The following is a 23,109-nucleotide window of genomic DNA, read 5'->3' as shown; positions in this document are numbered from 1 at the left end:
ATCATTGGGACGGATCGATATCGACGCGGCTGCGGCGGGTGACTTCGACTACGTGATCGTGGGCGGCGGCACGGCGGGCTGCGTGCTGGCCAACCGGCTGAGCGAATCCGGGACGCACCGGGTGCTGCTCTTGGAGGCGGGGGGACGCGCGCGCAGCCCCTGGGTCTCGATCCCCGCCGGATTCAGCCGCATGCTCCAGCACCCGTCCTACAACTGGCGGTTCCAAACCGAGCCGGAGGAGGCGACCGGGGGCCGGGTGATCGCGGTTCCGCGGGGCCGGGGCCTCGGCGGCTCGACGCTGATCAACGGCATGATCTACGTGCGCGGGCAGCCGCAGGATTACGATGCCTGGGCGCAGGCCGGGTGCCGCGGCTGGGGCTTCGCCGACGTGCTGCCCTATTTCCGCAGGCTCGAGGATTTCGACGGGCCGCCCGATCCGCTGCGCGCCCGCGGCGGGCCGCTGCCGCTGACCGAAGTCGCCGAGCGGCCGGCGATCGCGGAAGCCCTCATCGCCGCCGCGCAGGCGGCCGGATATCCGCGCAATCCCGACTACAACGCGGCGAGCCAGGACGGCTTCGGCTATTATCAGGTCAATCAGCGGCGCGGGCGGCGGGTCAGCGCCGCTGACGCCTACCTGAGGCCTGCGCTGGCGCGTGCGAACCTCGCCGTCGTGACGGACGCGCACGTCCTGCGGCTGAAATTCGATCGGGACCGGGCGAGCGGCATTGCCGCGCTGGTCGGCGGGCGCGAGCGGCTCTTCCGTTGCCGCGGGGAGGTGATCCTCGCCGCCGGGGCGGCCCAGACCCCGCAGATCCTGGAGCTGTCCGGCCTCGGTGATCCGGCGATCCTCGCCGGGCTCGGCGTGGCGGTGCGGCGCGCGCTCCCGGGCGTTGGCGCCAACTACATGGACCATTACTGCACGCGCATGAACTGGCGTGTGCGCCTGCCGGTGACGCTGAACGAGCAGACCCGCGGCCTCCGCCTCGGCCTCGCGGCGGCGCGCTACCTCGCCACCCGGCAAGGGATCCTGTCGCTCGGGACCGGCCTCGCTCATGGCTTCGTGCGCACGCGACCGGGGCTCGACGGGCCCGACGTGCAGTACTTCTTCATGCACGCGAGCTACGCCAATGCCGCCGAGCGCAAGCTCGATCGCCTGCCCGGCATGACGATCGGCGTCACGCAACTGCGGCCGGAATCGCGCGGCACGATCCACGCCGCCTCGCCCGACCCGCTGACGCCGCCGGCGATCCGCCCGAACTTCCTCGCCACGGAGGAAGACCGCCGTGCGATGGTCGATGGGATGAAGATCGCCCGGTCCATCGTCGCGCAGGCGCCGATGGACCGGTTCCGCGGCACTGAGCTCAACCCAGGTCCGGACTGCCGGACGGATGCGGACTGGCTCGACTTCGCCCGCCGTGACGGCCAGACGATCTACCACATCTGCGGCACCTGCCGGATGGGCGGCGATCCCGAGTCGGTCACGGATCCGCAGCTGCGCGTACGCGGGGTGACGGGGCTTCGCGTGGCCGACGCCTCGGTTATGCCGCGCATCGTCTCCGGGAATACGCAGGCGGCGGTGTTCATGATCGCCGAGAAGGCGTCCGACCTGATCCGCGGCGATGCCTGAGGCATGCCGCTCACCGGTAACGCTCCGGGAGCAGCGGCGCGGATCAGGTCGTACCGGCCCTGCTCAGGCGCAAAGCAGCCCGCAGCATCTGCCGTGTGAGGCACGAAGGTCCGCGTCGGCCTCGACGGCACCGCGGCATTTTAAGTTTGATCTCGTCTATAGTCGGCAACATCCACCGCAATGCGTCCCAGGTCGGAAGCGTTCGGAAGCCACGACGATAAAGGATCGGTGTCATGCTCTACATGGTCCACATGCAGGTCAACATCCCGGACACTCTGCCCAAATCGGAGGCGGATCGCCTGAAGGCCCAGGAAAAGGCCTATGCTCAGAAGCTGCAGCATGAGGGCACGTGGCGGCACCTTTGGCGCATCGCCGGGCAGTACGCGAACTACAGCGTGTTCGACGCCGCCGGCAACGACGAGCTTCACGAAATCCTGAGTTCGCTGCCGCTCTATCCGTACATGTCGATCAGCGTCACGCCACTGGCGCAGCATCCTTCCGCCATCGCAGCCAACTGACGGGTCTAACGTCCATGCCATACATGATCGAAACGTTCGACAAGGCCGGAAGCCTCGACCTTCGCAAGGCCAATCGTGCGGAGCATCTCGTCTACCTCGACCGGATCAAGGACAGGCTCCTGGCCTGTGGCGCGAAGCTGAACGACGACGGAAGCGATGCTGGCGGCGGCCTGTACGTCGTCGATGTCGACACCCGCGCGGAAGCCGAGGCACTCATCCAGGCGGACCCGTTCCACAAGGTGGGCCTGTTCGACCGTGTCGAGATCAAGCGCTGGCGCAAGGCCTACCTCGACGGCCGAAGCTATCTTTGAACGGCAGAACGAATGTCTTCTGCCGTAAGCGGTCGCTGACCAGCGTCGCGTGGTTGCGCTGCCCGATCTCTTCAAAGTCGGGAGGTCGCATCGAGAGCAATAAAATACGGGAGGATATAATGATCAGTCGTTCCTTGACGGCGGCCGCTGCGTTCGGCGCCGCCGCCCTCACCGTCGTACCGGCATCCGCCCAATATGCCGATGGCGGCATCAAGATCGGCATTCTGACCGACATGTCCGGCGGTTATTCGGATCTCGCCGGCCGGGGATCCGTGACAGCTGCGCAACTCGCAGTGGAGGATTTTGGCCGGCCGATCGATGGCCGAAAGGTCGAGCTGATCTTCGCAGACCATCAAAACAAGGCGGACATCGCCTCGTCGATCGCGCGCCGTTGGTTCGATACAGAGGGTGTCGACGCGATCTTCGATACGAATTCCTCCGTTGCCGGTCTGGCCGTGCGCGAGGTGGCGCGCAGCAAGGGGAAGATCGACATCAACTCCGGTGCCGGCTCCATGGCACTGACCAACGCCGCCTGTTCGCCGACGGGCGCCCACTGGACCTGGGACACGTACTCCCTCGCGGCCGGGACGGCTTCGGCCCTGGCGGACGATCCGAAGAACACGTGGTTCTTCATCACGGCCGATTACACCTTCGGGCACGACCTGGAGGCGCAGGTCACCCGTGTCGTCAAGGCCAAGGGCGGCACGGTGCTCGGATCGGTCAAGCATCCGTTCCCCAACCCCGACTTCTCGTCCTACCTGCTGCAGGCGCAGGCTTCGGGGGCGAAGTTCATCGGCATGGCCAATGCCGGCGTCGATACGATCAACACGATCAAGCAGGCGAGCGAGTTCGGGATCCTGCAGGGCGGACAGAGGCTGGGCGGTCTCAATATTTTCCTGACCGACATCTATTCCGTCGGGCTGCCGGCCGCTCAAGGCATGATCCTGACGACGGGCTTCTACTGGGACATGGATGAGCAGACGCGCGCCTTCGCCCGGCGCTTCGGCGAGCGAATGGGCGGCCGGATGCCGACCATGGTGCAAGCCGGAGACTATTCGGCCGTGCTCCACTTCCTCAAGGCGGCCGAGGCAGCCGGAACCGACGACGGCCTGCGAGTCATGGCCAAGATGCGCGAACTGCCGATCCAGGACTTCTTCGCGCGGAACGCCAAGCTGCGCCCGGACGGACGCATGGTGCACGACATGTACCTCGCCCAAGTGAAAGCACCGTCAGAATCGGCGGGGCCTTGGGATTTCTACAAGATCCTGAAGACCATTCCCGGCGAGCAGGCATTCCAGCCGCTCTCCGAAAGCACGTGCAAGTTGGTGAAGGAGTGATACGCACCTTCGTGCGGATATGAGCTGAACTGCAACAAGGATGGTCGGTTTCTTCGGCTCTAACGCCCAAAGCCGTCCGTCTGCTTTCGGCCAAGCCCAGTCCTCTGCTTCGCGCTAAGCTCTTTAGCCTCGACGGCGCCAGGGATTAGTTGGCGGCGGATGCTTCAAACAGGTGGAATGTCTGAGTTACGGCACATCGCCGGCCACTCAAGCTGAGGCGCGGTTGATCCAGCTGAAAATACGCCGCGTGCTACGATGTCGGCCTAATTGCCCCCGCAGCCCATTTCTCGAATTTTCCGAGCACCCCCCACGCTGTAAGCCCTATAAAAATCGGCATTGTGTAAGGGCTGAGTCCGAAAGCCGGTGTGAGCTGTGCCAGAACTTGACCCAAACCTGTGCTAAGTGGGACCTGTGAGAGTATTTGCGTCACCACAGCGCCTGTGATGCCGATTGCCGACTTCTTTCCAGATAGTAGCTGTCCGATCGTCTCTCCGAGCGCGCCATTGACCTGTCCAAGTGCCGCGCCGTCAGGGCCCGCTGAAGCCAAGCCTGGGGTGGCCCGCGCGGTCGCAAATTGCGCCCCGTCGATCTGCCGACGCAAGGCTTGAAGGAGGTCGTCGAGCCGTGCTGCGACATCAATGGGCGGCATGGCGGGCGCGACATTCGCTGACGAGATCACCATCGGATGCATCGAGACGGGTTGCGTCGTAGCAGCCGCTTTCATAGCAACGTGGCGCTCCAAGTCATGGATACGTGTCAGCACTGCATTGCCCGGCCCCGCCGGATGCAGCGCTTCTTGGATAGCGGCTATCGTGTGCGCATCTGAGAGGCCAGTATCGTCCAAGCCGCGCCGCGCTTGAAATTTCGAAACGGCTGTCATGGTCCGCGGTCCGTTCCGGCCGTCCTCGACGAGGCTCGGCACCGCGCCGAGGCGATTGAGAGATTGCTGAACCCATAGCGTGCTGTCAGCGAGTTCGTCGTCGGGCTCACGTAACACATCGACCTTTATGGATCGCGGCGCCATGAGTTCAATAGATGCGTCGATGTCGATTAAGCTTTTCAAGATCACGCCGGTACCGATTTGTGTGTCGATCGCGTTTGGGTCGAACACGTGGTCACGCACAAACTTTCCACCGCGCGCGCTTGGTGGCCCATAGGCTGTCGATCCGCCCCAAAGATAAGGCGAATTTACCTCCTTGCCGTGGTAGCCGTAGCCGTTGAAGCCTTCGAGCCGATAGAGTGCTCGCGGAGTGCTCCAGTCGCTAACCCCAACCAAGCCCTCAAGACGCAGCGCGTCGATCGCCCCTTCAGCAAATGCCTGTGGTCCGGTGAAGGGGCCGCGCCCCTTTGGGACAATAGTGGTCCGTCGTTCAAGCGGCTGTCCATTACCGAGATAAGTATCGAAGTTAAAAGACGATTCCCGATAGTGGCAGAGCCCAATGAACCACCAGGGCACGCCCGTGCGCGACTCGATTTCCTGGTACCGTGACTTGCCACTGGCGAGTTGCTGCGCCAGCTTGCGCACTAATGCAAGTTTCTCCGGCCGGATCTGAAGCGACGCCCAAATTTGCTCGTAATCGTCCTGAAAATCCTTGAAGGATGGCATGTTGATGCTCCGAGATTTGAGTTGACGAAGCTTTAACAGAGGTGATTAATTCGGCACCTTGGGGAATAGTCAAAACTTGGATGCAGCAGATCGCGGGATATAATAGTATTTATCTACTAATTTGGCTGCAAACGTGAGAGTTCACATGCATGTTGAGTTCCAGGCAGAAGAATGTTCAGCCAGGGTTTGACCAGGTGAACCAAGCAACGTGACCGTCGGAACTCCGTTCGAAGGCTGCCTCGCCTCGTTCCGTCGTCGTGCTCGTGATCTAGGCGGGGTTTTATTCGTGCGACCGGCTAAGCGAGCTTGGAGGTTTCTATCGACCTTCCATCATAGGAAATCCTGAACGCGGTCGGGAATGGCGTCCCCTCGTCCTCGACGGCGCCGTCGGCCCGCACGTCGTCTCGAAGGAGGATGCGACGAACAATTTCAGGAATCATTGCGCCAGCTACATAGCGGCCAAGGCATTCGTGATGACCTCTGCCGAAATGCAGGTAGATTTGATCCGGGCGTGTGGGATCAAAGCGTTCCGGTTCGGGCACTCCATTCGGGTCGAACATTGCCGATAGGCTGAGGGGCAAGACGATCTTACCCTTCGCGATACCGGTCTCGTTAGCGCTGCCCCGACCGAGCACATGGTCGGTTTCTGCCTGGCGGAACATGAAGGCGACGATCGGCGCGAAGCGCAGCGCCTCCCATACGTAGCCGTCGAAGGCGGCAGGACCGGACCGGGCGGCCGTCCGCGCAGCCTCGTGAATCGCCGGCCGGCTCAGGAGTTCGGCGAGAGTGTTCACCACGGCCTCCGAGGTCGTCTCGATGGCCCCGATGAGCAACCCACCGACATTGATGACGACGCGGTCCATACCGAAGCCGGTTGCCACCGGCAGATGCAGCCGGAGCAGCCGAGTGAGAACATCGTCGGGCAGATCGGTGCCGGATTCGATGGCCGCGAGGCGCGCCGGGATGATCGATGCGAACGCAGCCCGCATTTCCCCACGTGCCAGATCCGCCGCTGCGTGAATCGCGTCTGCATCGGCTCGCTCGTCGAAGGGCAGGTTATTGAACTGATCGAACTGGTTGGCGTATGACCAGCGCAGAAGGTCGGCATCGGATGCTGCGAACCCGAAAAAGCGCTGTACGATTCGCAAGGGCACCAAACGTGAGATCGACGCGACAACGTCGATGGTTCCACCGCCTTCTTCAAGGGCTGTGTCGGTGATGTCGCCCGCCAAATCCCGGATAGCCGGGAGGTCGCGCCAGGACAGCACGGCGCGCATGACCGCCTTATCCCGGTAATTCACCTCCGTGCCGTCGAGCGCCAGCATGAACTCGCCCATCTTGGGCTTGTAGAGTGCGACGGAGAAGACCTGCGGCAAGGACAGGATTTCTTCGACCTCGGCGCGGCCGGCGACCAAGACAACCGCACCGCAATCCAGGGCGGTCCGTCGCGCACGCAACTGCGCGAAGAAGGGTTTCGGCGCGCAGGCGATCCATTCCCGGGCGAACTGCCAGCGCTTCGACACCGGCAGGGCCTCTAAGAATTCGAGGCAGGGTGTCTTGGGAGCGACGGTGCGCATGCGCGCCCTCCAGTTTACTTCGCGGTGAAACTCGAAGGTTCCGGCCTGATGCTCGGTGCGTCAGTTGAGGGAGACGTCCAATCCCTCACGCAGAAGCGCGACGAGTTCGCCCTGCCTATGCGTTTCAGTTTTGGCGAACAGAGCGCGCAATTGTGTGCGGGCGGTCGAGATCGCGATGCCACGGTCCTGGGCATGTGCGTTGAGGGACCGTCCCGAAGCCACTGCGTTGGCAAGAATCGACTCGGCGACAGTCAGCCCGAACAGTTTCTGCAACCGTGCAGCGTTACTTTCCTGGACCTTCTGTGTTCCGGTCCGGATCACGATCGCCAGTTCAGCCTTCACCCTTGACCCGGTACTCGCCGGCCGCTTCGACAGCGGGTGCAACGACACGCGATATAGAACGCCACTTTCACCGCAGGTCACGGCGATGTGGTCTGCATGTGTGATTGCGACGTCACCGCTTGCAGCCGAGAGCGCCTCGCTGGCGGCGCGCGCTATTCGCCGTCCGGTTTGGCTATCCTTGAAGACGAGGCTGCCCTTAGCGAAGGACACGCCGGTGCGAGACTGTGCAAGCGCTTCGGCGGCGCGGTTGACGTGCGCCACGTGCAGGCGAGAGTCTGTGAGGATCACAGCGGCATCCAGCAGATCCAGGGCGGAAGCGAGATCGGATGTTCGCTCTGACGCCTGCCGCATCAGCGCGTACAACTCGAAGGCCCGGCGCAGATGCGGGACAAGCATTGCAAGGCGCCGCGCCTCGTCAGACCGGAAGGGTCCAGCCGCCTCGCCGCGCATGGCCGCGAGCGTGGCCATGACATCAGCTTCCTTGGCAAAGTAGGTGACGAGGCTGTGCTCGATCTCGAAGGGCTGCACGACTTCCTTGAACAGGGCGGTCTCCCGGAACCGCGCGGCATCGATCCCTTCCTCGGCTCGGATGACCTTGCCCTGGTTCGACAGGATGTAGGGGAGGCGCGGATCCTCGGTGGCATGCCGGTAGAGGAACTCGCGGTACCGCGACCGTTCGAAGCCGGACACCGCCCACATCGGCTTGCGATTCCCCTCGAGGCTGAACACAGCAAGCTGACCGACACGGCCGCCGACGAACCCCGTCAGATCCTCTAGGAGAGCCGACCACTCTTCCGGTTGGCCGACACGGTCGTAGATTGACCCTACTAGATGCGAATACGCCTCGAGATCCTGCATGGCCACGCTCCACGGTGAATGCGGAATTTTGAGTGTCGTTAGATCTCCAACCTTCCGGTCGGATCCGATGAACGCCGGAACCACTTATTCCATTGCGAAGGCAATCGGACGACAATTCGATACTTCCACGATAGAAATCTACACCGCATAACGCGCGCAATCAGAGGGTTCGCAAATACTCCAGGAGCTGCCGGCGCTGCACGTCGTCAAGTTGCCCCGTCCCGTAAGCAGGCCCTTCGTGGCCGGTATTGGCATTGCCCGGCAGCGCGGTGTCGAACAAGAATGGGCCAGTGTCGGACCGGAAGCCGATGCGGGCCTCATCCAGTTCGCGGCTGCCAACACGGAACGTCTTAGATCGCCGGGCTGAAGGAAGCAGAAGTTCGTGCAAATTCGGCACTGACCCATTATGCAAATACGGACCCGTCGCCCAAATCCCATTGAGAGGACGTGCTTTATAGACTAGAAGATCGCGGTCTCTTCGCGCGCTGATGTATTCGGCAGCGAGACTCTTGCCGCCGGACGTCGAGAGATCGTTGAGCATTTCGTTGCGGGACGCGAGCGCGGCGGCACCTCGCTTGAGCAACCGGTCGAGGATAATGGTCTGGTCCGCGCCTATTCCCGACAGGTCCAGTCCGCGGTCAATCGGCGCCAGGATCGCGCCGGCGACGATCGCGGCCACGAGTTCGAGGCTGCTCGTCTCGGCGGCTAACGGGGGGGTCGTTGCCAGAAACGGCATTCGGACACCTTCTAGGATTCCGGTTCGCGCGCGCCGGGACACAGCATTCGTTGCCATCTTCGGGTCAGTCCCGATCTCCGCCAGCGGCGTCAGGGTCACCTTCAGATTGCGGATCGCGTCAGTCGGGGCGATCGCGTGGCAGGACACGCAATACCTGTCGTAGTGAACCTTTCCTGCTGCAGCGTCCTGGTTCTGCCCCTCCGTGCGCGGCGCGATCCGGTCCGGCCAAGCCGGCGCTGTGAGGGCGCCCAATTGGTTCTCGATCCGCAGAAGGTTGACCCGGTCCACGGAGGTCTCGAACCAGAGCGGCGGCAGGGTCGGCTCACGGATGTCGACATGTGCGAACACCCCCAGCACCTCGCCGACATTCCTGCCCAGTCGCTCGACGGCGAGCCCGTTCGGGGCCGAGCCGTTCCACTGCACCCGGTCATGCCAAGACGTATCCCACAGGAAGGGGTAACTGACGGGTGCATCGGGTTGGGCGATGTTGTGCGGGTCGTGCAAATCGATGCCCGTCGCCCGATTGAAGATCATCCCGAAGGCATCCAGGCGTGCTGGTCCCCAAGGCACCGTGGTTCGGCTCGCCTCGACGTAACGGGAGAAGTCCTCGGCAAACCGGGCCAGGCTCATACGTAGTCGGCGACTGTCGGCCTCGGATGGACCTGCTTCCGGCGTCGACAGTTCCCGTGGGATTACGCGGCGGGCGAAGCGTTCAAAACGCGCCGTATCGTCGGTTGTCAGGGCGACGGCTCGGCTGAGTTCCTCAATGAATGCGAACATGTCTGCATTTGCTGGGCCGCCATCGACCAAGATCGATTGCCCGCGCAATTCGACCATGTTCACGTGGCAGGCGGCGCAGGTCATGCCGATCCATTCGCCGCGATCGTCCACATCCTTCACGAAGCCGATGGGAAGCCCGCTGCGGATCGATCCGCGCTCCCCGTTATACGGGTTCGGCAGGTATCCGAAGCGGGTGAGCCCATCCTCGACGAAGAGCCTGTCGCCGTCCGGACGCTCCAGCGACATGAACCATGCATAGGGCATGATCTGCGAACCCTGGCTCGCAACGTAGAACCACGCTCGCTCCTGCGGATTCCAGGATTGCTGAAGAAACCGCGGACTCCCCTCCGGCTCTTGGGCCGCGGCCCGCAACCCGGCCTGCGTCGGGACCAGGATCATCGCCGTGAGCGCGACCACATGTGCGGCCGTGGAGCGGGTCACGATCTCACCTGGGACATGGTGGGAACCCTGTCTTCGCGAAACGTCTCACCAAATCTAATAAGCACCGATCCAGGCAGGCGCGTCCCTCAAATGGATGATGTTCGAATACAGATTTTCGGTGAAATTCCGGGGACCGGCAATGCTCGCCATCACGGGTGTGGCAATCAGTCGAAAACGCAAGGCTACCGCGACCAGCCTCACTTCAAGCATATGCTAAGCGGTTTCATATATTTTACCTATACTGTGTTTATAAAAATTTATCTTGTAATATTCGAAATTCAATAGAGTAATATTTTACTTGATTATTTACTATGTCGACTGGAGTGAGGACACCTTTGTTCTGCGTCGGCTGAACTGCGAAGTCGGGCACCGCGCAGGCGGTGGGAGGAGCGATGAGCACAAGTATCGCAGAAAGTCAGGCGGACGCCCCTCCACATCATCTGCCCGCGGTGACGACGGGCGGCGACGCGTGGTACCTGGAAACGAAGCAGGTGCTTCAAGAGGAAATGGACCATTTCTGCGGGCCGCCGCAGCCCGGCGATCAAACGCCCTGGCAGACGCGGGCCGACCAAGCCCGGCTCGCCGGCCTGTGTCTGTCCGGCGGCGGTATCCGCAGCGCCACCTTCTGCCTCGGCGCCTTGCAGGCCTTGGCCAACAGGCGGATGCTCGGCGAATTCCACTACCTATCGACGGTATCGGGGGGCGGCTTCGCGGGCGGCTGGTTGCAGACGTTCATTCGTCAGTGCGGCGGCATAGCCGAGGCTGAACGCCAACTCGGCGACTCGGGCAACGAGATCTTCGCCAAGCTGCGGCGATACACGAACTACCTGACCCCGGAAGTCGGGATTCTGTCGAGGGACACCTGGGCAGGCATCGTTCTCTACATAAGAAACACCATTCTCAATTGGCTTCTCATCTTCCCACTATTGTTGTTCGTTCCCCTCGGATTGCTTGCCTACAGGACGGCACTCGAGGCTGCGAGCCGAAGCACGCTGTGGCTTCCCTTGGTGCTCGGCAGCGCGGCGCTGTTCGTTGCGACGTTCAGCGCCTGCACCCTTTTGCCGAGTCATCGGCCGCGGAAGGGCGAGCTAACGGCGTACGCCTCCCCGACGTTGATCGCGGCCGGCATCATCGCGCCGACCTGCCTCTGGGCCCTTGCTCTGCCATTCACGCTCCGCGCGCTGTTCGAGCAAGCGCTGCCGGTATCGCCCTTGTCATTGTGCCAGCTGGGCGTCGGATATTTCACCGTGCAGGTCGCAGCCTATCTCAGCGGTTTGATATGGCAAACGTCGAAGGGCCATCCGGGCCTTTGGCTGTACGAGCGGAATGTCGGCCCCTGGCTCGCCAGCAGTCTTGTCTCGGCCACGCTGATCAGTATCTGCGCCGGCTTGAGCATCGATTGGCTGGTGGGCGACGCCGCCGCCAGCTTCGATGCCGGGCGGGCTCAGGTTTCACAAATCTTGACGGTCGCGGCCCCACCCGCGCTGATCGTCATCCACCTTCTCCAGAGTGTCATCTTCATCGGGTTCCGGAAGAGCGCTGAATGCGCCGACCTCGACCGCGAATGGGTCGCGCGGATCGACGGGCAACTCCTGCTGGCCGCGGTGGGTTGGGCGGGCCTGTGCCTGTGCTGCCTGATCTTATCTGCCGTCGCCCTCGGTCGCGACGACGCACAACTTCCTGGTCTGTTCAGTGCGTTGGGCGCCCTCGCTACCGGCCCGGCCGCCGCCGTCCTGGGCAAGCAGGTCTTCGCCCGCGCGCAGTCTCTGGCCGCCAAGGGGCGGATGGACGACCTCCTGATGATGGGCCTGAGCGGGATGGCGGCGGTCTTCGGGATCAGCCTATTCGCGCTGATGGGATGGTGCCTCGGCCGCTTTCTCGGCTACGTGCACGATGGATGGGGCGACTGCCTGCTGCCGCGCTGGACGCAACTTGGCGTTAACGCAGGTGTCGATTGTGGCATCAATCCCTACGGAATGATCCTGATAATGGATCTGGTGGTGGCCGCGCTCCTAGCTGGCGCCGTCTGGCTGTTCGGCCGCGTCAACGTCAACCGCTTCTCGATGCACGGCGTCTACCGCAACCGCTTGACCCGGGGCTTTCTCGGCTCGGCGCGGACACGGCGTGACGCCGATCCCTTCACCGATTTCGACGAAGCAGACAGTCCGCGCATCGCCGAACTCGGGACGGAAAAGCGGCTGCTGCCCGTCGTCAATATGACGCTCAATCTCACGGACCTCCTACACACCGAGTGGGCGGAGCGAAAAGCCGCCTCGTTCACCGCGACACCCTTCGCCTGCGGCTCAGCGATCCTAGACCGCGCGGACATGGCGCGCGACATGCCTCGTACGGGTGGTCCGCGCGGGGCGTATATCCGGACATCGGAATATGCCGGTATGGAGACCCGGGGCGACAGAGTCAGCGCCGGCAAAGGGCCCCTGCTCGGTGGGCTCCTGACGATCTCCGGCGCGGCAGTCAGCCCGAACTGGGGCTATCATTCGTCGCGCATGATCGCTTTCCTGATGACGCTCTTCAACGTTCGGCTCGGGGCCTGGCTACCCAACCCCGCGGTCGCACGCCGGGATGACCTGAAGCTCGCCAAGCCGGCCAACTCCGTGCTCGCGCTCCTGAGCGAACTCGGCGGCCGCAGCACCGATGTGCGACAGGCAATTTATCTGTCAGATGGCGGCCATTTCGATAATCTCGGCGTCTACGAGATGCTGCGGCGGCGATGTGCGCGGATCGTGGTGATCGATGCGGGTCAGGACGAGAAATGCACTTTCTTCGATCTCGGCAATGTAATCCGCAAAGCGGAGGTCGACGGATTGGCGAAAGTCCAGATGGGCGAGATGCGGATTCGTTCCCGCTCGACGATCGAGCGTGAGGGCAAACGTGCCGGTGCCATGGGCTATGCGCGAGGTACGATCACCTATCCAGGCGCCCGTGACGCGGCATCTCTAATATACATCAAGCCAAGCTTTCTCGAGGACATCCCCGCCGAGGTCCGCGCCTATGGCACCACCAGCACAGCTTTCCCGCATGAAAGTACGGCCAATCAGTGGTTTTCGGAAAGCCAGTTCGAAAGTTACCGGGCTCTGGGCTTCCATCAGATCAGTAAAATGTTCGGCTCGCAGCTCACGAATTTGTCTGAGTGGGCGACTTATCTTGACAACGAAATTACTCGCCGACCCCCCGAATAGAAGGCGGTACGGCCCGTACAAGCGCATTTGGAATCCGAGCTGGAATTTCGCGTGCGATCTCAATGCTGTGCCACGCGCATAGTTCTCGATTCGCGCTCGAATTCGATGTCAACGCAGTTTGACAGTTGCTGTTGGCGCTTACGATGGGTGTTCGAAACCCCAAGCCAATCCAAAACAGATCATAGCTGGACCGCTATATCGTTCAAATGAGCGATGCGCGTACATCAGGATACAGCAATCATACTTGTCGCCGATATGTGCCTGGAGGCTCGTATTTGAGCTGGCGGAGGACGGACCATGATGTTTTCGATCGTAAGGTCTTTTCAGAAAAAGCGTGCAGCCGCGAGAAACTATAGAATTCTTTCGGCCATGGATGACGATATGCTGCGCGATGTCGGCCTGGATCGACGTACGCTGCAAACGTTCTGCGAGAACGGCTGCTCGCATGAGGCTCCGCAGGTGAGTTGGTCAGACTCGTCTCTGACAGGCCTCAGACCTCGACCGTTAAAGACAGCGCTCGGCTGATCTATATGCCATGACTCGCGATCGCGTGTCTGAAGCTTTTTCGCTCGGTAGGAGCACCCGACCGACCTCGACTTTGGCCGTTGGGAGAGTCTTGAGCGGGTGACGTTACGGAGCATGCGTGAGGCTACTTTGGTGGCGTCCCTGCCAAGAGGTTCTGCCAAGAGACGCCGCCATGCCGCCTCCACCCACCCGCTCCGCCGCGATCATCCCGGCGTTCGCGCCGCCATTCGTCCATCACTCCTGGCACCATGCGTAGGCGCCGTCGATCGGTGCGATCCTCACCTCTGCTCGTCGTACGATGGCCAGCCTCCTGCGGGTGATGAGCCGTGCGCAGGAGCGGTGGTTCTTCAACGCCCACCGCATCCTCAACTGGGCCGCCGGGTACGGTTCTGTTCAAGGCGGAGGGCGGACCGCTGCTCCTGCCCGGTATGGCGGGCTTCTCGGCCGAGGACCGCGTGGATGGTCCGGTCGTGAACCTGTCTTACTGGGTGTTCCCGGCCTTCACGAAGCTTGCGGCGCTCGCACCGGAATTCGATTGGGCGCGCCTCAACGCCGCCGGCCTCGACCTCGTCCTGCGCGCCCGCTTCGGCGAGGCGAAGCTGCCGACCGAGTGGATCGCCATGCGCGGGGGCACGCCAAAGCCGGCCGAGGGCTTCCCGGCGACGTTCTCGTACAATGCCGTTCGGGTGCCCCTCTATCTCGCCATGGCCGGGCACGCCGACCGCCGCGCCTACGAGCCCTTCGCCAAGCTCTGGGCGGAGCCCGATCCCGCGGGCCTCCCGATCGTCGATACGGCGAGCGGGCAGGTGACGGGTCGTCTGCAGGAGCCGGGCTACGCTTCCCTGGCGGCCCTGGTCGCCTGTGCCGCGTCGGGCACGGCGCTGCCGGCGGGCTTTGCCGAGCCGGCAGCGACCGAGAACTACTATCCCGCGACGCTCCATCTCCTGGCGCTCGTCGCTGCCAACACGAGGTACCGGTCATGTCTCGGGCGCTGAGGCGACGCGGTGCGGCGCTGTCACTCGTGGCGGGGCTGGGCCTCGACGTGGCGGGCGGCGGGGGGGCGGTGCGGGCGCAGCCGGCCGCAAGCCCCGCGCAGGCAGTCGCGACCATCGTTCGGCAGGATGAGGGGCGTGCGCCCGTCATCCTGGGCGGCCAGGAGGGCCGGTCCGCCGGTCCCGAGATCGTCGACGAGAGCGGCCTGCGCTACTACGCGGCGCAGCGCCAGACCGAGCGCGTGCAGGCCGAGATCGCACGCCTGCGGAAGCGCTACCCGCACTGGACCGTCCCAACCGACCTCGACACGCTGAAGCCGAGCCCGCCCGAGGAGGCCCCCCTGTGGGACCTGTTCACCGCGGGCCGGATCGCCGAGCTGCGCGCGGCCATCACGGCGCGCCAAACCGTGGAGCCCGATTGGCGTCCTTCCGACGACCTGGCGCGCAAGCTCAACCGCGGGACCCTGCGGGGCGAGGTCAAGGCGGCCGAGCAGAACGGCGATTGGGACAGCATCCTGGCCCGGGTCAACGCCACGCCCAACGCGATCAGCGATCTCGACATCGACATCGCGTGGCTGGTGGCGGAGGCCTATGCCCGCACCGGCGCGGCCGCACAGGCGGCGGCGGCCTACCGGACCATCCTGGCTGGCCAGACAGAATCCGCGCTTCGGCTTGCGACCGTTCAGAAGGCGATGGCCATCCTGCCGATGATGCAGGTTGAGACCCTGCTCGCCCTTAGTCACCCGGTTGCCGACGGGACCAGTGAGTTCCAGGCCATACGCCTCGACGTGACGCGGGCGCGCATCGCGGCGGTTCTGCATGACGAACCCGCCGGCCGGATCGAGCCGGCCGATCTCGTCGCTCTCGGCGAGTCCATGCGCAAGTTGGGGAAGCCCGATCAGATCGGCCTTCTCGGCTGGTACGCCTATCGGCGCCGGCAGTTCCGCGAGGCCTTGGACTGGTTCAAGATGGCCATAGCCCGCGGAGGCGATGCGCGGGTCGCTACCGGCCTCGCCTTGTCGCTGCGCGAGCTCGGGCAAGATCGGGAAGCCGAGGAAATCGCCTTCGCCTGGCGCGGCCCTTCGGTGACCAACACCGCGCTCTACATGGACATGATGGCGCGGCGGCTGACTCAGAGCCCCGTCTCTCCGGTCGATGCCCCGCGGCTCGACCGCTTCGCCAAGCTCGTCCTCGCCACCGCATCCGGCGACGGCGCTCAGGCGCTCGGTTGGTACGCCTACAACGCCTGCCAGTTCGAGGCCGCCGCTGATTGGTTTCAGCGCGCCACAGCCTGGAAGCCGCGGGAATCGGCGGTGCTGGGCTATGCGCTGACGCTCGGACGGCTGAAGCGCACCCGCGAGTTCATTGACGTAATCAATCGGTACGATGGCCTGTTCCCGACGGTGGTCGAGCTCGCGCTGCCGGCCCCGGACTCGCAGGTGCCGGGCCCCTGCGATCCGGTTCGGGTCGCTTCGACCTCGGTGCAGCCGTTGGCCGCCATGCAGGCCCGCGTGCCGAAGCCGGTGCCCGCATCCGCGACCCTCCGCTCCCTTCCGGTGAAGCGCGGCGAGTTCCCGATCTCCGTCGCTGCCGAGAACCCCCTGCGGTTTCCTGAGCTGACCGACAAAGGCCGCGAGGCCGAGTTCCTGCGCGAGCCTCGGGACGCCCAGCCGCTCGTTGCTCGGCGTGTGCCGGGTGTCGGAGCCATGCCGTACGAGCGCTATGGCTTCACCTTGCTCCCGGGATGGAACGGTCTCGACCGGGCGACGCCGCAAGCCGCGCAAGCAGTCCCACCGGTCGGTACGCTGGCTCAGGGTGAAGCCATCGGGATCGCAGTCGCGGGCGCGCCCCGTGCGCCGCTGACGCGCGACAGCGACCGGTTTGGTCCCTTCGATTCGGCCGCCGCGGGATCCCGCAGCAATCCTCGTGGCGAGGGACAGGAAAGATGAAGCGGATGACGGCGACGCGGATCCGGTCCCACGTCCTGCAAGTCGGAGCGGCCGCGCTCGCGAGCCTATCGCTGACTGCTTGCAACACCGCCCGGGCGCCCTCCGCCCAGATCTCGACGCCGGGGGCGGTCTTCACCGCCTTGGACGGTTCGGCTCGCCGCGCGCCACTCGTGTCGCTGCCCGACGCCGGACGCCCCGTCCTCGTCGACGAGGTGCGCTACTCGGGAGGGCTGCGCCAACAGGTCCGATTCGGGACCAGCGGTGAGAACCGGGCCGATCTGACGATCGGCACGGCAAACGCCCATGCCGCTCCGAGACTGGAGAAACCCACCCGGACAGGCATCGCGGCCGAACTCGCGAGCCTGGGGGGCAGGCCCTATCGCGTCCTGAACCAGCCGGCGCGCAATGCCTATGGGCCGGTCGGCGTCGCGCTCAGCGACCGCTGTGCCTACGCTTGGCAATGGATCGACGACATCCAGGGCATCCAGCTCGACGCGGCGCGACCGGTGTCTGGGCGGGTCTCGGCGTCGCTGCGCGTCCACCTCTGCGGCCGGGGCCTCACCACCTCGGCGGACACCCTGATCGCGGATCTGGCACGGCTGCGTTTGGGTTCGGTCGCCCAGGAACAGGTTGCTCGCCAGCCGCGCCGACGTCCGGCTCCGAAGGCGGCGGAGGCCCTTCAGAATCCGGAGGCCGCTACGGCGCCAGCGGTCGCTCCGGTGGTTGCCGGCCGGCCGCTCGTGACGGTCAATGCCAGCGGGACGCTCGTCGACATACCGGAGACCGCGGCACCGGTCGCGAATGCGGCCCAACGTGGAGCGGCCGGGCGTCCGACGAGCCCGGATATTGCGGTGCCAAGGCCGGGTTCGGCCAACACCGCCTCGCTCAGTCAGCCGCGCTACCTGATGGAGCCGGGCCAAGTCCGCTCGGCGACGACGCTCGAAGCCCCGAGGCCGGTGGATCCGATCCGGCAGGAACCCCTCTCAGCCGACCTGCCGCCCCAGGCCTACCGCGGGCCAACTCCGCCGCCATTCGGCTGGTAAGACCGCTTCACCCATCGGCCAGGGACTCGCACCTCCTTCGACCATCCGCGCCAGCAACGCTGTCGATCTGTTCGGGAGATGACCCCGGTTTTCAGCGCGCTCCGTAAGTCGAGCCGAGGCCACCGGCTGTTGGCCGATAATGGTAGCAGATATATCCGTAAGGGCCATACCACCGGCTGCCGGATAAACACGGCGGCACGGCTGGACGGCACAAGGTGGAACAGGTTGCACCCGTGAGGCGCGACTCGACCAAAATGTTGGACGGTCGCGACCTTTCGACATCATACCGAGCCTGCAGCGGGGCAGCATCCGCGATTGCGCTGAATGGGAGGGTCAAACCCAGACCGACGAGCAGCCTGCTGAGCTTCGCGATGATCATGTTGGCGATCTCCAGATCGCGGGCAACGCTGAGGGAGCGGGTTAGTTCTGAGGACCCTCTCTACGTAAGTAGTCTGACCGAGGCTGACTCAGACTCCGAGTACATCCTTGGCCTGCAAGGTGATCTGTCATGATGGTTCTCATATAAGTATCATCGCCGAGATCTACGCGATCGAGACTCGACAGAGCCCGCGGGATAAAGCTGAGCGACGAATGTCGACTGTTGCGGATGACGCAGGCCAACGGAAGCGGAGATGCCGTAACGGCGCCCTTCGCCTTCAGAAGGCATCGAGCGCGGCGTAGACCATGGCGCGAGTCAGCGTGCGGTAGTGCTGGCGCTGCGCGGCCGAGGAGGTCTGCATCATCAGGAGCGCGAAGAAGCCCGCCGCTGGATCGACCCAGAAGTAGGTGCCGCCGACCCCGCTCCAGAACCAGTCGCCGACGTTGCCCGGAAACGGCGCTTCGCCCGCCGCGAGGCGGACCGCGACCCCGAGCCCGAAGCCGTATCCCGGACCCGGCGGGTAGTAGGCGCCTCTCGCGATCTCAGCCCCGAGATGGTCGGCGGTCATGAGCCGCACGCTCGCCGGCGCGAGGACGCGCACGCCGCCGAGGCCGCCGTCGGAGAGGAGCATGCGCAGGAAGCTGGCATAATCCGCCACCGTCGAGACGAGGCCACCGTTGCCCCGCTGGCCATGCCGCGGCAGGCACGGATCGTGGAACGCAGGCCGTTGGCCCGGCGCCTGCGGCAGCGGTTGCGCCACGCGTCCTGCCGCCGCCGTAGGGATACGAAACCGTGTGTCGGCCATGCCGAGCGGCCCGAGGATGGTCTCGTCGAGCACGCCCTGAAGATCCGCGCCACCGGCCACCTCCAGCACCCGGCCGAGGACGTCCGTGGCATGCGAGTAGTGCCAGACGGTGCCGGGCTGGTGCTCCAGCGGCAGGCGTGCGATCCGCGCAGCGAAGGCGGCGTTGTCGAGATCCTGGCTGAGCAGGCCGTCGGCCACGTAGGCCCGGCGCGTCAGCCCGTCGCCGAGATAGCCGTAGGCGATCCCGGCGGTGTGGCGCAGGAGGTCGTGCACGGTCGGCACGGTCGTCGCCGGGACGCGCGTACCGTCGGAGCCCGACAGGTAGAGTTCGTCGAAGGCGGGGATGAAGTCCGCGACCGGCTGGTCGAGGCGTAGTTCGCCGCGTTCGGCCAGCACGAGGGCGGCCACCGAGACCACGACTTTGGTCATGGAGTAGATGCGCCAGATCGCGTCGGTCCGGAGGGGATCGCCCGCGACGGGGTCGCGAAAGCCCACAGTCCGCCGCCAAATGTCGGTGTCGTGACTACCGATCAGCAAGTCGGCACCGGCGATCGCGCCCGCCGCGACGTCAACTTCCAGCCGGTCACCGAGGCGATCGAGAAGCGAGAGCGAGAAGGTCGGAAAGCTGCGCATGGAGCCTGTATAGGGCGCCCGGCGGCGGCGCCGAACAGAACGGGGCGGGAGCGTCGACCATCGCCGACGCCCCCGCCCACCGCCTCGGACCTGGATGCTCTCAGAAGAGGCCCGGTGCGGCGTCTCAATCGTCGAAAGAGCGGATGCGCGGGCCGGCGTCGAGGTCGTCGCGAGCCCAGATCAGGAACTGGCTCATGCTGTCGACCTGATCGTCATGCCGGCCGTGGGGAAACGCGAGGACCTCCTTCTCGAACTCGCCGAGCCAGGCGGCGTGCTCGGGCAGCAGCACGCGCCCGCCCTCGATGCTCGCCGCCTGCGAGAACGCCCGAACGATCTTGTCGCCCTGCGGCTGGACCGCGATCGCGAACACCTCTCCCGAGTACCGCAGATCCTGAACCAGCTGCTCCCCGGACGCCTTGTCCTCGATGAGCACGCCGTTCGGGCGCCAGCGCGCGTTCATCTCGATGATCTTCCGGCGCAGGTCGGGGTAGCCCAACCGATCCCGGAACACGTCGAGAAGATAGTAGGCGCCGCCGCGAACCAGCCACGTCGTACATACCGAGTAATCGTTCAGCTCGCCGGCCTTCGAAGCCGTGTCCCAAGATTGAAAAACCTGATCGTCGCCGTAGGAGCCCGGCGCCGGCATCGCGCCGAAGCGCGGAAACCACGCCAGGTCGAACATGTTGCCCCCGGGCGGCACCGGTTCCTGCTGATACTGGGCCGCGAAGTTGAAGCTTCCCATGGTCCGCCGCTGCTCCTCGAGCACGGCCTGCGGCTCGCGCTCGGGGTGAAGCACCTCGCCCCTCCGGCGGTGATGGACCCGCCCCTGACCGATCGGGATGAACTGATCGGCCTCGGCGATGGCCGGAAGGTTGAGGACCGTCCAGCCGCCCTGCTCGAGCAGGTGACCGGTCAGATCATCGACGTGAAGACGCTGCATCACCAGGATGATCGCGCCGGTGGTCTTGTCGTCGAGGCGCGAGAGCAGGGACAGGTCGTACCAGTCGTTCGTGGCGCTGCGGACCGCCTCGGACAGCGCGTCGGTGGGCTTGATCGGATCGTCGAGGATGATGATGTGGCCGCCGCGGCCGGTGAGCACGCCGCCGACCGAGGTCGCCATCCGGGAGCCGCCGCGGGTGGTCTCGAACTCGCTCTCGGTGTTCTTCGCGCCGCCCAGGCGGGTGCCGGGGAAGAGGCGCTCGTACCACGGCGCGCGCATCAACATGCGGGTCTGGTTCGAGAGCTTGACCGCCAAATCCTGGGCGTAGCTGACGCAGATGATGCGCCGGGTCGGGTCGCGGCCGAGCATCCAGGCCGGGAATGCCACCGAGGCGCACAGCGACTTGGCGCTGCGCGGGGGCACGTTGATGATCAGCCGCCGGATACGGCCGGCCATCACCCCCTCGAGGTGATGGGTGATCGCGTCGAGGTGCCAGTTCGACGCGAAGGTGTCGCCCTGGACCACGGTGCCGAAGGCCTTCTGGAGGAAGAAGCCGAGATCCTCGCGCAAGAGGTGATCGAGCAGGGTGGGCGGTGTCATGCTGCATGGTCCTCTTGGTCAGAGATGCAATGGGGGGTGAGATCGAGACCCGGAGCGGGATTGGCGTTGACGGCGGGCGCGCTGGCCCGCTCGCGGGCGAGGAAGCGCGCGACGATCGCCTGGTCCTCGGCCGAGAAGGGCGTTGCCGCCTCGAGCGCCTCGGCGGTCGGGGGCGGCCCCTCCAGCAGGCCGAGCCGATGGGCGAGCGCTAGGAGTTCGCGCAGGGAGCGCGCTTCGCCCTTGGCGGCCTTGTTGACGTTGGTGATGACGATCAGGTCGAGCTTGGTCAGGGTGCGGGACTTGCCGCCCTCGACGACGGTGACCGTCTGCGAGAACTCCCGCTTCATGGCCTCCTCGATCACGGTCTTGACGTCGCGGGCGCCCTTGGCCCGCCCGCGCGGGTTGCCGGACTGGCCGGGCTTGAACCGGGTGTGGGCTGGCGGCCGGCCGTAGCCGACCTCGTAGTCGCCGGTGGGCTTGGTCTTACGCGGCATCGCGGTCCTCCTGGTCATGGTCGGCATGGGTGGCGGTCTCAGCCCCGTTCGCCGCGCGGAGAGCTGCGAGTTCGGTGAGGGTCTGGCCGGTGGCGGCGAGACGCGCGGGCTCGCCGGTCAGCCGCTCCAGGCGGCGCAACGCGACGTCGACGTAGACGGGGTCCAGTTCGATGCCGCGGCCCTTGCGCCGGGTGCGCTCGGCGGCGAGCAGCGTCGTGCCCGAGCCGCAGAACGGGTCGAGCACGACCTCGCCGCGGGCCGAGACGTCGCGCAGGGCGTCGGCCACCAAAGCCACCGGCTTCACGGTAGGATGCGCGGCGAGATCGGCGGCGCGGTCGCGGTGAAAGGTGTTCTGGCCGGGATAGTCCCAGACGTTGGTACGGTTGCGCCCGTGCTTGCCCAGCTCGACGTTGTTGCGATGGGGTGCCCGGCCTGCCTTGAACACGAAGACCAGCTCGTGCTTGGAACGGTACAGCGAGCCCATGCCGCCGTTGTCCTTGTTCCAGACGCATAGGTTCTTCAGTTCGTAGAGCTCGTCGGCGGCCGCGAGCATCTCGCCCATGTGCCGCCAGTCCATGCATTGGAAATGCACGGACCCGTCGGCGCTGTGGGCGACCAGATGTTTGAAGGTGGCGCGCAGGAACTCGGTGAAAGCCGACGTCGTCATCTCGCCGGAAGCCATGGCGAACTCGGCGTGGCGAGCCTTGCCCAGCCCCGAGACGTGGCCGCCGACCTTCACGTTATACGGCGCGTCCGCGAATACGACTGCGGCGCGCTCCTCACCCAGCAGGGTGGTGTAAGACGTGGCCTCCAGCGCCGAGCCGCAGAGCAGGCGATGGGCGCCGCAGATCCAGAGGTCGCCGGGGCGACTGATCGGCTGACCGGTCCCGGGGTCCGCTCCCTCATCGTCAGGATCGACCAGGCTCTGGCCAGGATCCAGGATGGCCTCGATCTCCGGGACCTCGAAGCCGGTGATCTCAAGATTGATGTCGAGATCCTGCAGGCTCTCGAACTCGATGCGTAGGCGGTCGGGATCCCAGGTCGCGAGTTCGGCTTGCTTGGTGACGGCGAGGCGGTAGATCCGAGCCTCGACGACGCTGAGATGGTCCAGGCAGATGGTCGGGACTTCGGCGAGGCCGATCTGCCCGGCGGCCAGGAACCACTCGTGCCCGACGATGATCAGTCCGGTGGGATCGACTTGGATCGGTACCAGGAAACCGAAGGTGCCGATTACTTCGGCGAGCTTGGCGATCTGCTTCGGCGGGTGGTTGCGAGGGTTGCGCGGATCCGGCCGCAACTCGGCGAGCGGCCGGATCGTGATGCGATCGACGAGCTTTGGGACGAGGCGACCCGTTTCATATGGTACCTCATTATGGGTTCCAATTGATCGTGACACGATGTTCTCCTCTTGAAGGT

17 protein-coding genes are annotated in these 23,109 nt (G+C 64.9%); 9 read left to right on the top strand and 8 right to left on the bottom strand.

The features are described from left to right. The first annotated feature begins 4 nt into the window (after window positions 1–4). From MKL09_RS11550 to MKL09_RS11535, 4 genes are all read left to right on the top strand, one after another. Window positions 5–1,627: a GMC family oxidoreductase gene (locus MKL09_RS11550; RefSeq protein WP_244020263.1), complete on the top strand. Its 1,623-nt coding sequence runs from the start codon at window positions 5–7 to the stop codon at window positions 1,625–1,627. Window positions 1,628–1,860: 233 nt separating this feature from the next. Further along, the gene (catC, locus tag MKL09_RS11545; protein ID WP_244020262.1) at window positions 1,861–2,145 is read left to right on the top strand and encodes a muconolactone Delta-isomerase; all 285 of its coding nucleotides are present in this window, start codon (window positions 1,861–1,863) and stop codon (window positions 2,143–2,145) included. A gap of 23 nt (window positions 2,146–2,168) precedes the next feature. Beyond that, entirely contained in the window at window positions 2,169–2,456 is a 288-nt protein-coding gene (locus MKL09_RS11540; RefSeq protein ID WP_244020260.1) for a YciI family protein, read from the top strand. Window positions 2,457–2,575: 119 nt separating this feature from the next. Then, a complete protein-coding gene (locus MKL09_RS11535) occupies window positions 2,576–3,793 on the top strand; it encodes an ABC transporter substrate-binding protein (RefSeq protein ID WP_244020258.1) in 1,218 nt (405 codons plus the stop codon). A gap of 250 nt (window positions 3,794–4,043) precedes the next feature. Here the strand turns inward: MKL09_RS11535 and MKL09_RS11530 are convergent, their stop codons facing one another. The 4 genes from MKL09_RS11530 to MKL09_RS11515 all read right to left on the bottom strand — a co-directional run bounded on the left by MKL09_RS11530 (window position 4,044) and on the right by MKL09_RS11515 (window position 10,133). Next, complete coding sequence (locus MKL09_RS11530; RefSeq protein WP_244020256.1) at window positions 4,044–5,399, bottom strand: peptidoglycan-binding protein; 1,356 nt, start codon at window positions 5,397–5,399, stop codon at window positions 4,044–4,046. A gap of 296 nt (window positions 5,400–5,695) precedes the next feature. Continuing rightward, window positions 5,696–6,976 (bottom strand): cytochrome P450, encoded by a 1,281-nt coding sequence (locus MKL09_RS11525; RefSeq protein ID WP_244020255.1) that lies wholly within the window; start codon window positions 6,974–6,976, stop codon window positions 5,696–5,698. Between the two features lie 60 nt (window positions 6,977–7,036). After that, on the bottom strand, window positions 7,037–8,176 hold the full coding sequence (locus MKL09_RS11520; protein ID WP_243962185.1) for a helix-turn-helix transcriptional regulator: 1,140 nt from the start codon (window positions 8,174–8,176) through the stop codon (window positions 7,037–7,039). A gap of 160 nt (window positions 8,177–8,336) precedes the next feature. Further along, on the bottom strand, window positions 8,337–10,133 hold the full coding sequence (locus tag MKL09_RS11515; protein ID WP_244020254.1) for a di-heme-cytochrome C peroxidase: 1,797 nt from the start codon (window positions 10,131–10,133) through the stop codon (window positions 8,337–8,339). Between the two features lie 392 nt (window positions 10,134–10,525). On the opposite strand from MKL09_RS11515, the gene MKL09_RS11510 reads away from it, so the two are divergent. From MKL09_RS11510 to bcsN, 5 genes are all read left to right on the top strand, one after another. Further along, window positions 10,526–13,333: a hypothetical protein gene (locus tag MKL09_RS11510; protein ID WP_244020253.1), complete on the top strand. Its 2,808-nt coding sequence runs from the start codon at window positions 10,526–10,528 to the stop codon at window positions 13,331–13,333. A 297-nt stretch (window positions 13,334–13,630) separates the two neighbouring features. After that, window positions 13,631–13,858: a DUF1127 domain-containing protein gene (locus MKL09_RS11505; protein WP_313901182.1), complete on the top strand. Its 228-nt coding sequence runs from the start codon at window positions 13,631–13,633 to the stop codon at window positions 13,856–13,858. A 455-nt stretch (window positions 13,859–14,313) separates the two neighbouring features. Further along, entirely contained in the window at window positions 14,314–14,853 is a 540-nt protein-coding gene (locus tag MKL09_RS11500; protein WP_244020252.1) for a glycosyl hydrolase family 8, read from the top strand. Further along, the gene (locus MKL09_RS11495; RefSeq protein WP_244020251.1) at window positions 14,838–16,799 is read left to right on the top strand and encodes a hypothetical protein; all 1,962 of its coding nucleotides are present in this window, start codon (window positions 14,838–14,840) and stop codon (window positions 16,797–16,799) included. The genes MKL09_RS11500 and MKL09_RS11495 overlap by 16 nt, the downstream gene beginning before the upstream one ends. Continuing rightward, entirely contained in the window at window positions 16,796–17,842 is a 1,047-nt protein-coding gene (bcsN, locus tag MKL09_RS11490) for a cellulose biosynthesis protein BcsN (protein WP_244020250.1), read from the top strand. The genes MKL09_RS11495 and bcsN overlap by 4 nt, the downstream gene beginning before the upstream one ends. A 656-nt stretch (window positions 17,843–18,498) precedes the next feature. On the opposite strand, the gene MKL09_RS11485 is transcribed toward bcsN, so the two are convergent. From MKL09_RS11485 to MKL09_RS11470, 4 genes are all read right to left on the bottom strand, one after another. Next, window positions 18,499–19,659 carry a serine hydrolase domain-containing protein gene (locus MKL09_RS11485; protein ID WP_244020249.1) on the bottom strand — a complete coding sequence of 387 codons (1,161 nt, stop codon included), beginning with the start codon at window positions 19,657–19,659 and terminating at the stop codon, window positions 18,499–18,501. A 124-nt stretch (window positions 19,660–19,783) separates the two neighbouring features. Then, a complete protein-coding gene (gene terL / locus MKL09_RS11480) occupies window positions 19,784–21,199 on the bottom strand; it encodes a phage terminase large subunit (protein ID WP_244020248.1) in 1,416 nt (471 codons plus the stop codon). Further along, window positions 21,196–21,693, bottom strand: a complete 498-nt coding sequence (locus MKL09_RS11475) for a DUF5681 domain-containing protein (protein WP_244020247.1) — start codon at window positions 21,691–21,693, stop codon at window positions 21,196–21,198. Before MKL09_RS11475 ends, terL begins: the two co-directional genes overlap by 4 nt. Further along, window positions 21,683–23,089 carry a site-specific DNA-methyltransferase gene (locus tag MKL09_RS11470; RefSeq protein WP_244020245.1) on the bottom strand — a complete coding sequence of 469 codons (1,407 nt, stop codon included), beginning with the start codon at window positions 23,087–23,089 and terminating at the stop codon, window positions 21,683–21,685. The genes MKL09_RS11475 and MKL09_RS11470 overlap by 11 nt, the downstream gene beginning before the upstream one ends. Window positions 23,090–23,109: the final 20 nt, after the last annotated feature.

The organism is Methylobacterium sp. J-048 (genome assembly GCF_022829515.1).
Classification (GTDB): Bacteria; Pseudomonadota; Alphaproteobacteria; order Rhizobiales; family Beijerinckiaceae; genus Methylobacterium.
This window is presented reverse-complemented; position numbering and strand designations above follow the sequence as displayed.